Origin of the sequence: Pseudaminobacter soli (ex Li et al. 2025) (assembly GCF_003012705.1) — a bacterium.
In the GTDB taxonomy this organism is placed as follows: domain Bacteria; phylum Pseudomonadota; class Alphaproteobacteria; order Rhizobiales; family Rhizobiaceae; genus Pseudaminobacter; species Pseudaminobacter soli.
This window is the reverse complement of sequence record NZ_PXYL01000006.1, coordinates 340,101-351,247: the sequence shown is the minus strand read 5'-3', so window position 1 is coordinate 351,247 and position 11,147 is coordinate 340,101. Positions and strand designations below refer to the sequence as shown.

The window sequence follows — 11,147 nt, the reverse complement described above, 5'->3', positions numbered from 1 at the left end:
CCGGCGCCGGAGGCCCTCATATGGCCGTCGAAACCCGGCAAAGCGGCACCATCATCGGCTCTGCCGCTGGCCGATAAGCCCATCATGCATTAAGACTGAAACCGGACCACCTCATAGGGGCAGGCCAAAACCGGCCCAAGAGTTGTCCATTTTGATCTGAGACTGACCCTGCCCTGAAGACTGCATCGAATTCTATTTCGATCGTGCGCCCATCAATATCAAAACGGAATATCGAATTTAGCAGCGTCCGAAGCTCGACATTAAGTTCGAATTCAATTGCGCCAATCATGGCCAGAAGTGCGCCGAGCTGCTCTGGGCCGGTCGCGTAGAGCAGGTTTCCATAAGGCGTGCGGAGCCAATAATGATTCTCGGTCGGCCCCGCAAAGTGGGGTGCGTCGGCAAATACCTCGTCATCCACCACTGGCCGGATAACGACACGTCGGAGTCTAGAAAGGTCTATTACGATATTTGCCATGTTGCCTCCGCAAACTCGTGCTGGGCTATTGAGAAGTTCTTAATTTCCAATGAAACCCTTCCAGCTCAGGCTTTGGGACGTCGACGATGGCGAGCGTAACTCTGCGTTTCAAGGCCACGGTAATCGGCAGTTGTCGCTGGCTGATTTGTTCCTGCGTGCCGTGATCGGGGCATTACGCCGGATTTGAATTTTCCATCTTTGATTCCAAAGTAGTCAGAGCACTGGGTTCGCTCCAAAGATTTGTGTCCGCGCTCCTTGGTTCACCCCTGACGTTCCGTCGGCCATACCTCAAATATTGCTAGCGGGGTACTACTAAGCTTTAGTACACGCATGGCGAGAAAACTGATTCTTTCTGATCATCCGGAAGAGGTTCGAAAGTTGACTGAATCGTATATTCAGTCCGGCAATCTGAACTTTTTATTCGGTTCTGGTGCTTCAATGCCAGCAATCAAGGTGGCGGGGAACATCGAAGCTGAGATAAATAGCCTTCTCATCGGCGGCAACACAGCCGATGCCAATTTGATGGCCTTCGAATTCATAGAGGAACTCGCGGAAGCAAGTGTTGATCTTTTAATCGAAGTTGATGAACCTTCGGTAAAGAGGACACTCGACAACTACGTCGACTTTCTTTCAATATTGGATGGGATACTCTTCGAGAGAAAGAACATACTGCTGCCTCGGCAGGCTAACTTGTTCACCACAAATTATGATCTGTTCTTCGAAAAGGCGGCCTCCAAGCTTCCAAGAGTGACTATGAACGATGGATTTGACCGAACCTCGGCAGTGGACAGTCGGTACGTGTTCGCCGCCGAGAAGTACTTCGACCGCACATACCGATCTGGCATCTCGAATGATCGGTTGGCCGAACTTCCCATTCTCAATCTGATCAAGGTCCACGGTTCACTGAGTTGGACGCGATACAATGACAAGGAAATTCGCTTCAACGACGATAACTTTGCCTTGTCCGGACACGTACAAAAAAACAACCCAGGTGAAGTTTCGAAGGCGTTGGCAAAACGCGCTGTGATCTTGCCCAATATACGGAAATTCGAGTCGACCTTGATGGAGCGGGTCTATTTCGATCTGCTGAGATTGTTTTCCAATTCCATGGAGAAGGACAACTCGCTTCTTATATGCTTCGGATTTTCTTTCGGGGACGAGCATATTCTGGATATAACCAAACGGGCCCTGCGCAATCCGACAGCTCAACTCATAATTTTCGCCTATTCGGATACCGACGCCAATTCTTTTGAAGACAAGTTCTGTCAGCATCGCAATGTAGTGGTTATCGATCCGGGTTCAGGGAAACGCATCGACTTCTCCACTTTCAACTCCATACTTCGGGAGGTTGGTCCTGCGGGCGGCAAGCCTCAATGAGCGACCCGCGCCTCCAGAAAGAAGCTGTCCTTCGAGTGGGCGAGGTTTCGGGAGTGACCGGACGGCGAGTCCTTGTCACGGTGGACAAGGACAAGAACCTGTCCGAGCTGTTCTATGATGGAGACCTTCTGCGAAACATCGCTGTCGGAAGCTACGTTGATATCCGAAAGGGGTTTGTTAGCCTGATCGGAAAAGTGGATGGGGAAAACGCCCTTCCGGACGCATCTCGAATGGATGAGACGGACCCATTCGTTCGCGGCCGGCGAGTACTCTCTGTGTCGCTAGTGGGCTTCATTGACCGGCGAGGCCATTTCTTCGGCGGCACCAAGGAGCTTCCCCTGGTGGGCAATGAGGCATTCCTGCTGACGAGGGAGAAGGTCCTTCAGGTTCACAACCTTCTCGCTGAAAATGGAATTGCGCTACATGTGGCGACATCGGAGTACGAAGGCTACGATATCGCGCTTCCAGTCGATGGGTTGATGAACAGCCATATCGCCATCTTCGGGAACACTGGGAGCGGAAAGTCTAATACCCTCGCAACGCTCTATCAAAGCTTCATCCGCGAGTTACGCGCGATAGACGAGGAAGCCTTCAACAACAATTGCCGCGTTGTACTATTCGACTTCAACGGTGAATACGCACATGCGGACTGCATCGCAACCAACAAGACGGTCTACAATCTTTCGACCCGCGCGGAAAACAGCGACAAGATTCCATTGGGCAACTCGGGTCTTCTTGATATCGAGATGCTTTCAATCATCTCCGATGCCACTGAAAAGACTCAGAAGCCATTTCTACGCCGAGTTCTTAGCCAGCGCGAGCGGGTTATGGCAGGAAATGACCCGAACGGACATCTTAGGAACATGCTTCGCCAACAAGTGTCGCAGGTTCTCCAGATGTCAGACAAAATTAGGATCGATCTTCTTTTCGACTACTTTCGCCAAATCCTGCCAGAGAGCGATCTAAACGGGCAACTCGTGGAGATTGCCTCAGACCTGGAATGGTACAGCAATTCAGCACAGTTCAAATGCGGACAGGAGTGGTTGCGGGGAAATCAGGCCGCCATTGCGAATACTGTGATCTATGAGCACGTGGCCGCGTTTCAACTCGCCGGCGACGTCATCGCAGACTTCGTGACCTTTTCCTACGTGCAACTAATCTATGACGTCTTGGCGAACCGCGCCCAAAACGAGCACATCGCGCCCGTTATCAACAAACTGCGCAGCAAACAGAGCGACATAAGGAAGATTTTCGATCCGGCGCTACAGGGCACTTTGTTCCAGACGAACATCGTCGTCATCAATCTGAACGACGTCAATCTGGAGATGAAGAAAACCATCCCGCTTCTTGTTTCGCGTCGCCTCTACCAAGAGCACAAGATGTCCTTCCAGGGAACGTCACTAAACATCGTGATTGATGAAGCTCACAACATCCTTTCTACCGAATCCTCTAGGGAGACCGAGAGCTGGAAGGACTATCGCTTGGAAACTTTCGAGGAGATAATCAAAGAGGGAAGAAAATTCGGTGTGTTTGTTACGATTGCTAGTCAGCGTCCAAATGACATATCTTCGACTATCACTTCACAGGCTCATAACTACTTTATCCATCGGCTGATAAACCAGAAAGATTTGCAGTCAATCGCGAGTGCCGTCTCCTACATTGACGGGCTCACGGAGGAGTCTATTCCAACGCTGCCCACAGGGACGTGTATCTTTAGCGGAATGGCAGGCCAAATGCCCTTGAAGCTAAATATCAAACCGCTAGACCATCATCTTCAACCGAAGAGCACCACGCTCCGGTTTTCGCAATTGTTATCCAAGACAGGTTAGAAATTCTCACTAGATCGTGAACGAATAGAAGTCTTCCAACCGAGCGCGATGCAAGCCGCAGGTCAACGATCAGCGGTTGATCGGCGATCACCTATAAAGATTCAGGGGGTTAAAGTAAGCTAAGTAACTACACCGCACCTTCTCGGCTTCGCTAACACTTGATAAGTTCCATTCAACACACTTTGAATACATATATCGCGCCAATATTGCATAAAATAGAAATAGTACGATTAACACGGAGAAGATCACGACTCTTTTCATATCACTCAACTCTCATGAAACGCCTCGTCCCGCATCTACATCAGCGGATCGAGCAGGAATTCCAGCACGCGGCGATTGCCGGTCTTGACCTCAGCCGTCACTGACATGCCCGGTGCCAGCGTAACGCGTTAGCCATCTGCCTCGATGCTGGCTTCCCGCAACGACTCCCAACGCAGCACGCCGTCTCGACCGGTTGCCCGACTCTGGCTCGTTCATGCAGGCAAACGCTACGACAGCAATGCCATACGTCGCCAGATCGGTGACCTGGGAGTCTTCGCGAGCACCACACCGCCCCACCAACTTCCTCGCTGCCGTTCACATCGCCGCGGCCGTCGCCTTCTGGCCGGACCCTATACGGCCGGCTCGTTCTGAAGAAACTCTTCTCTTACTCCTCGTGTGAGATCAACCGACACCTATCGAGGAAAATACCATGATCGAAGAACTCGACACTTTCGCCATTGGCGATGTCCATGGCCGCGCCGATCTGTTGGGTGCGTTGATTGAGGCTATACTCCTTCGGAGACGCCCCAGCCGTTGCCGGATAATATTCCTTGGCGACATTATTGATCGCGGCCCGGATTCCCGCGGGGCCATGAATCTCGTGGAGGCGGAGCTCAAAAGAGAGCCGCAGTCGAAGTTAATCCGGGGCAATCATGAGGAGATGATGCTCCGCCTATTCGATATCGGGCATGAGAAGTCCGCGAGTTGGCACCACAACGGCGGCCTGGCGACGGCGCTATCCTACGGATTTGAAGACGCCGACTATTTGGACATTGATGGGCTTTATCGTTTCAAACCCGAATTTGCAGAGAGATTTGCCAACAAGTACTCGTCGCATTTGGAACTGCTGCGCGCGTCGGTGCCCTACGTCGAAACGAGCCGTTTCGTACTCGTGCACGCAGGCATTGTACCGAACATGCCGCTCCAGGAGCAGGACCCTTATGTCATGCGGTGGAAGAGCGCGCCGATAGTGAATTTCTCAGGGGAGCTCGAGAAAATCGTTGTCCATGGCCATGTAATTACCGAAAGCCGCATGCCGGAAGTATACCCGCATCGGGTTGCTGTCGACACAGGTGCATATGCGACGGGAAGGCTTACAGCCGTCAGGCTTTCTCCGAATCCATCAGGTCTTGCTTTCCTCTCCGCCGTCAGTACCGACAGCGGTGACATTCGGATCGAGGAAGTCGAGCCGATTTTACGTTCCTAAAATGGTGCGCTGGATGGCGCTAAAGATCAAAGAGGCTCATCTGCCGCCCTTCCAGTTCCGCCACAATTCGCTCCTTCGTCCGGGGGCTACGGAACAGTTGGTAATGGGCGGCGCTTTTGACGTTGCTACAGGCCTTTGCTACGAGCGCAATTGATTCTTGGACAAGCGTGCGCGCATCTCGGCCAATCGGGATCGTTTTCCCCGACTGGGTAAGGATCAGGCTGGCGGCATACAGAACGAACCAGTGGCCATAGACAAGGTACTGAAGTTCGCCAGTGGGCTCGAGCGCATCACGCTGGCGAGAGATATAGGCCTCCCGCATCTCTTCGACCAATCGATACAATTCCACCAGGCGACACAGTTCATCGATGCTGTAACGCTCGTGAAATATAGCAGGAAACCGATCACCAAAGATGGAGTCTGATTCAGCTTTTGCGCGATCCGGCTCCCTTAATGTGTAAGACAGAAGTATCTGGCCGAGTTTCAAAGCGTCGATCCGCTTCTTCGGGTCGCGGTCGGCGTGCATGTTTCGCTTGCGTTCGAAGAAGTAGCCGCAATCATGGAAGGCGATTTCTAGCTTTTTTAGCGTCGGATGGTTTGCGCGAAGGTCACGAGCCTGAATGCGCGCCTGACTGTTTGTCGCGACGGCTACACGTTCAGCGATGTCGTTGCGATTGGTGGCATAGATACGCACCATCAGCACCACGTTCTCAAAAGCATCAGGTGATTTACGAAACGCTTCCAGTAGAGAATGAGAGGTCTGAGCCCCGTTTACGATCTGAAAGTCGTCAATCCTGATCTTTGGGTTGGAATGGCCCTTGTTGTACGCATAATTTCGACAGTTGATTGTTATTCCGTTGTTCAAGTACCAAAAAAGGTAACTATCATCTGACGTCGCCGTCTCAATAATGTTGCTGTTATAACCGCCGCTTGAGCCGAGAAAGATTCTCAAATTTTCGTCAAATAGATGGCGCTTTACCGACCTCTTGTCAGTTGTTTGGATCAGTTCAACGAACGATCGCGCATCGACAGATGCGATTACTCCACGAATGTCACCGTCGGTGCGTTCGAATGCTTCGCGACCAATAACCTGCAGATAGCCGACTTCTCGTTCCCTGATCGCGGCTCCGATATCCCGCATCAATTCACCAGGACCGTAAACCTCGTAGTCGACGCTATGGAGGTCCCCGAATGTACTATCGATGAACGTCTTCGCCGAAACTGACAACCCTTGTCCGTTGGTGCAGAAAACGACCCGATACCGGCAGAACACCCCACGTTCATGAAGCTGCCAAATGCGCTTAACCGCCTCGGTCATTTGAAGGTTGCCAGTCTTCAGCAGACGATCGGCCTTGTCGAAAACGGCTCGCAAAAATGCTTCGACTTTTAGAACCTCGTTATCGTTGATGGTCTTGTCGGTGGACTTCAATAGCGTTCGATGTTTTGACTGGAAGATTAGGATGTCAGCCCGCTCTTCGCGCTCAAGCACTTCGATCGCGTCGATACCCAAGTCGTTGCCGCCATCGACGATTATCTCAGGGTAATCTGCTGAACGATCCGGAAAGAACTGCTCAAGTACTAGGTACAGGAAACTGAGCGACGGTGACGTCAAGGAATACCGAGCTTTTGTCGCGGATACACGCGCCTCTATGATGTCCCAATCGACTGCTGTCAGTGCTGGCATTGCGCTTACCCAAACCTCTTACCAACCGAATATTAAACGCTAGATGCCGAAATGGCATTGACGGTGGCAAGATGTTCCCCAGTATTCTTTTTCTTACTTGGAGCCTTCGAAGATCACGGGGCCAGAATAATTTGCTCAGCTTTTTCAACACTTTAGACTGTTCACTGCACTGGCAGCAGTGTATTTTGGAGACCCCTTTGGATGCTGTGGTAAACGTTTATCGAGCATCACCTTCATGAGCACCCCTCTCCCGACCGAAAGATCGGGGCAAATAGGGTTTGCGTCATTCGCGTTCCCGATAGCAATGCGCACGACCGGTTGGCTACTCGTCGCCTCCCCGCTACGACTGTAAGCATCGGTCCGTCCCGCAACGGCGATCACCAAGCTCACCAGTTTAATGATGCCCTGCCAACTTGGCGCATCTCTCTCTTCAGCGAACAATAGCCGCCGCCCGAAGGGGCAAAGGTGCCGTTCGAGCCGAACACCGATCCCGGCCAAACCAGGGACGCGGTCAGCGTTTCGCTGGCTTTGCCAAGGGTTTCACCGGGAAGATGGTCGCCACGACACTGCTGGGCGCTGCAAATGGTGAAGCATCGATGCTCGTCGGCGTCCGCCCGTGGTTATCGCACGCTTTCGGGAGAGCGCAAAATCATGGACGCTTGCCTGTCTGGCATTTCACGTCGTTTGGCGATGCCCCAAGGGGAAAATCTCGCTGAGCAGCCTAACTAGCCAGACCGGCAAGAATCGCTTCGTACAAGCTTAAATATCCTTGATGTCGTCGGGCGTCAGCGGGCCTTCGGCATCAAGAATTTCGTCAAGCGATACCTTGGCGCTAGACTGGTAGGTAAGCTTGTACTTACCTTTCGGGGCAATGATGTACTGGGCGTCATGACGTGCCTCATCCAAAAGGCGCTCAAAATTCGCCCGTACCTCATCGATCATCCAATTACGCGACCCAGTCACAAAGTTCTCCTAACCCGTTCGAATACAACAATCTTTAACGGCATTTACCTTCTGCCGTAACATTCTGGTTACTACGGCGATCAGCATTTTCTTGTCGCTGGAGCCTGTTGTGGTCGATATTGTCTACCTAGTTGATACGAATGTATTGAGTAATGCCGGCCTGAAAGAACCGCCACCCAATCTCCGACCCTGGATGAGGGCCGTAGGGGCAAACTCACTCGCTCTCTGCTTTTTCGTAATAGCAGAACTGAGGCGGGGTGCCCACCTCGCTATGCTCAAAGATGAGTCAAAGGCCGCCCGCCTGAACAAGTGGATCGACAAGGTGCTAAGCGTCGATTTTCAGTTTGCGGATTCAACTCCTCAAGCGGCTGATCTATATGCTGCGATGACAACGGTGAGCGATCTTAATAACCTGCGCATCTCCCACCCCACCCAGAAGAAGGACAAGTTAGGGCATGATCTGATGATCGCGGCGCTGTCCATTGCTCATCGAATGCCCATTGCCACGTCGAATATTCGCGACTTCTTGTCGATCAATAGACACTTCAAACTTCCCGGCCTTTTTGACCCAGTTCAAAGCGAATGGCACGTCGAACCCTTGCCATGCCTGCAGAGTCGCCCACGACCACAAGCTGGCGGCAGAATTGAGCAACTTTTTTCGCCTTTCTAAATCGGGCCCTATCTCAGCCTCGGCATCCATTTCTGAGACTGGTTGGATGGCGCTATTTGCGGCCGCAGACGCAGTGCCCATCGCGGGATGACTATCAGGCAAGGTCTGCTTTTCCAGCTTCCGTTGAGGATATGAGCGTTATCTATTCCCGAAGCGGGCCATCTAGACCGTCAACGCAGCCAGGTCAGCGGCGCTGGCTGCGTTGACATCCTGCGCAGAAAGGCGCTTAGCCGCCACCACCGCCGATATGCGGTTCCTTCTGTTCCATCAATTGCTGCTTCAGCAGGGGAACAGGATCGTCGGGGCGTTGCAGGTTGGGCACCAGATCATTTGACGCGCCGCCGACATAGCGCCGGATGCTGGGATACTGCATGATCGACTTGTCGAAATCGATGACCACCGGATAGAGCAGGGCCAGGGCCCAGCCATTGTCTTCGCCGGAGAAGCGCCCTGGCGAGCTTGTGAGCACGCGCGCGGGAGCCGCCCCGTTGAAGATCATGTCGTATTTCTCATAAGGGTCCATGGTCAGATTGTAGAGGGCACCGATCGAGCCCAGATTGGCCGTCGCGCCCAGCCAGGAGTCCTTGGCCGTCCAGAGGTATTTCCAGGCGATGTTGACCCAGGGCTCCTTGGGGTCGTCGCCGATATCTGCGCGTACGCCCAAAAAATTCTCGCCATCGATATAGACCCACGATCTGCGCGCGGAATGTTGGGCCTTGCCGAGGATGTAGGCGCTGTTGTCGATGCTGTCGAAGTAGATCGGCTTGCCGTCATTGCCGACCCAGTCGTGCGGCGGCGGGGTGAGGCCCACCATCGCGGCCAGCGTCGCCCAGCAGTCGATGTGCGACATCATTTCGTTGTACTGGACGCCGGCCGGGACATGGCCGGGCCACCACATGATGCCAGGCACGCGCCAGCCGCCCTCGAAAGCCGATCCCTTCTCACCGCGGAAGGGTGTCGTTCCGGCGTCCGGATAGGCATCGAGCCAGGCACCATTGTCGGCCGTCACGATGACAATCGTGTTCGGGGCTTCGGCCCGGATCGCGTCCATGATGCGCCCGATGTCGGCATCCATTTCCATCAAGGAGTCCGAATAGCTGCCGAGCTTCGACCGGCCCCTGAACTCCGGTGCCGGGTTGGTCGGGTTGTGCATCTTGATGAAGTTGACGTCCATGAAGAAGGGCTTGCCGCCCTTTGCGTGCTGCTTGATGTAATCGATCGCCGAGTCGGTTTGCCGGATGTCGAACTCCGCCAGCGAGTCATAGGTTATGGTGCCGACCATCCGGGCCGCTTGCCCCGCAGTTCCTTCCCATTCGCCCAGATTGACGACGTCGTCGTACATCTTGTTGAATTCCCGATTGTAGGACGGGAACCAGGGATGGAACGTGCTGGCGGTGTCGTTATAGGCATAGACGCCGGCATAGTAGGCCGCAAAATGCTTCATCTCGTCGAAGCCATGCTCGGTCGGATAGGCGTCCGGCTTGTCGCCGAGATGCCACTTGCCGGAGAAATAGGTCGAGTAGCCATTCTTCTGGAAAAATTCCGCGATCGTCGGCGTCTCCTTGCGGAGACGGTTTTCATCGCCCGGGGCGACCACGATCGAGAGCGCCGAGCGGATCGGAACGCGGCCGGTGATGAACGAAGCGCGGCCGGCCGTGCAGCTCGCCTGCCCGTACCAGTTGGTGAAGACGGCACCTTCCTTGGCGATCTGATCGATGTTGGGGGTCGGGTGACCGAGGCCGGCACCGCCTCCGGAATAGGCACCGAAGTCACTCCAGCCGGTGTCGTCGGTCATCAGCATGACGATGTTGGGGCGCTGTTCCTGCGCCTGCGCCGGGCCTGAGAGTGCTGGCAACCCGACCATGAGCGCCCCGACGGCAAGCGCGCCGAGCGACCGCGGCGCGATCGTTTTGGAGCAGATTTCAATGCTCCGTCGTAAGATGGAATGGGAAAATCCTGCAGAACCGCTCGAGCCACGTGACGTTCTTCCACCGACGTTGGCTGCCTCGATAATGCGGCCATCTCTTGGCTTGTCAGTCATTGCACGCTCCTTCGATTGAGATCACCAATTCGAGTTGGCAGACATGCTCCCTCTCCTGGGCACCCCTATTTCGATCGAAATGCGCGATTGTTTGCCTATTGGAACTCCCTGTTCAGTGGCTCATCGTCTCAAGTACCTGAGCCTGCATAGTCAAACGACTGTCGTAGTCACGTTGGCCTGATACGGCGGGCTTTTCCGGCAACGGCTTCAAGTAATTAGGGCGAACTAGACAAAGGGGAATAGATGCCGAACACCTTGCAGACCAATACCCGTTATCTTCCTCTTTGAGCATACGCCGCCCAGCACACGATCGGACAATGGATCGAGCATAAGCTTGAAAGAGGTTGGCGCGCATGTCAGGGATTTCATGACTGCCATTTCGCCAGGTGCGTGGCCATCAAGTCTATGCAAAAACAAATACTGCGTCGTCTGAACGGCTCCTGCAAGCTTTCAGGAAGGGCCCGGTTTCACCCGAAGGCTTCCTCCAACTACTGCTCGGCCCCGGCTGCTTTCCATCCGATGCGGACGATCGATAGTCGGCTGTCTGGCCAGGTCATTGGCGCAGACCAGCACAATGTCAGCTTTCGCGAAGGAAACCCGGCTCGGGAATGCCAGCGAAAGGTCAACTCGCGTCGATGCC

The 11,147-nt window shown here is 53.9% G+C and carries 8 protein-coding genes; 4 read left to right on the top strand and 4 right to left on the bottom strand.

The features are described 5' to 3' along the window. Positions 1–82 precede the first annotated feature (82 nt). Complete coding sequence (locus C7I85_RS14855) at positions 83–475, bottom strand: hypothetical protein (RefSeq protein ID WP_106724751.1); 393 nt, start codon at positions 473–475, stop codon at positions 83–85. A gap of 330 nt (positions 476–805) precedes the next feature. Here C7I85_RS14855 and C7I85_RS14850 point away from each other — a divergent pair, with 330 nt between their 5' ends. The 3 genes from C7I85_RS14850 (at position 806) to C7I85_RS14840 (ending at position 5,149) form a co-directional block, all read left to right on the top strand. Next, positions 806–1,852, top strand: coding sequence for an SIR2 family protein (locus C7I85_RS14850; RefSeq protein WP_106724750.1), 1,047 nt, complete (start codon positions 806–808; stop codon positions 1,850–1,852). Beyond that, positions 1,849–3,681: an ATP-binding protein gene (locus C7I85_RS14845; protein ID WP_106724749.1), complete on the top strand. Its 1,833-nt coding sequence runs from the start codon at positions 1,849–1,851 to the stop codon at positions 3,679–3,681. Before C7I85_RS14850 ends, C7I85_RS14845 begins: the two co-directional genes overlap by 4 nt. A 691-nt stretch (positions 3,682–4,372) precedes the next feature. Further along, positions 4,373–5,149 carry a metallophosphoesterase gene (locus C7I85_RS14840; protein ID WP_106724748.1) on the top strand — a complete coding sequence of 259 codons (777 nt, stop codon included), beginning with the start codon at positions 4,373–4,375 and terminating at the stop codon, positions 5,147–5,149. Positions 5,150–5,168: 19 nt separating this feature from the next. Here the strand turns inward: C7I85_RS14840 and C7I85_RS14835 are convergent, their stop codons facing one another. Together C7I85_RS14835 and C7I85_RS14830 are read right to left on the bottom strand one after the other, a co-directional pair. Next, positions 5,169–6,833: an AIPR family protein gene (locus C7I85_RS14835; protein ID WP_106724747.1), complete on the bottom strand. Its 1,665-nt coding sequence runs from the start codon at positions 6,831–6,833 to the stop codon at positions 5,169–5,171. 759 nt (positions 6,834–7,592) lie between these two features. Beyond that, positions 7,593–7,775: a hypothetical protein gene (locus C7I85_RS14830; RefSeq protein ID WP_106724746.1), complete on the bottom strand. Its 183-nt coding sequence runs from the start codon at positions 7,773–7,775 to the stop codon at positions 7,593–7,595. A gap of 130 nt (positions 7,776–7,905) precedes the next feature. On the opposite strand from C7I85_RS14830, the gene C7I85_RS14825 reads away from it, so the two are divergent. Further along, on the top strand, positions 7,906–8,466 hold the full coding sequence (locus C7I85_RS14825) for a type II toxin-antitoxin system VapC family toxin (protein ID WP_146148883.1): 561 nt from the start codon (positions 7,906–7,908) through the stop codon (positions 8,464–8,466). A 226-nt stretch (positions 8,467–8,692) separates the two neighbouring features. On the opposite strand, the gene C7I85_RS14820 is transcribed toward C7I85_RS14825, so the two are convergent. Beyond that, on the bottom strand, positions 8,693–10,507 hold the full coding sequence (locus tag C7I85_RS14820; protein WP_210203048.1) for an arylsulfatase: 1,815 nt from the start codon (positions 10,505–10,507) through the stop codon (positions 8,693–8,695). Positions 10,508–11,147 lie beyond the last annotated feature (640 nt).

Bases quoted from the DNA above. Each gene is read 5' to 3' on its own strand.
- C7I85_RS14850 (WP_106724750.1), top strand. From the start codon at position 806: ATGGCGAGAAAACTGATTCTTTCTGATCATCCGGAAGAGGTTCGAAAG.
- C7I85_RS14835 (WP_106724747.1), bottom strand. From the start codon at position 6,833: ATGCCAGCACTGACAGCAGTCGATTGGGACATCATAGAGGCGCGTGTA.
- C7I85_RS14840 (WP_106724748.1), top strand. From the start codon at position 4,373: ATGATCGAAGAACTCGACACTTTCGCCATTGGCGATGTCCATGGCCGC.
- C7I85_RS14845 (WP_106724749.1), top strand. From the start codon at position 1,849: ATGAGCGACCCGCGCCTCCAGAAAGAAGCTGTCCTTCGAGTGGGCGAG.
- C7I85_RS14830 (WP_106724746.1), bottom strand. From the start codon at position 7,775: ATGATCGATGAGGTACGGGCGAATTTTGAGCGCCTTTTGGATGAGGCA.
- C7I85_RS14820 (WP_210203048.1), bottom strand. From the start codon at position 10,507: ATGACTGACAAGCCAAGAGATGGCCGCATTATCGAGGCAGCCAACGTC.
- C7I85_RS14855 (WP_106724751.1), bottom strand. From the start codon at position 475: ATGGCAAATATCGTAATAGACCTTTCTAGACTCCGACGTGTCGTTATC.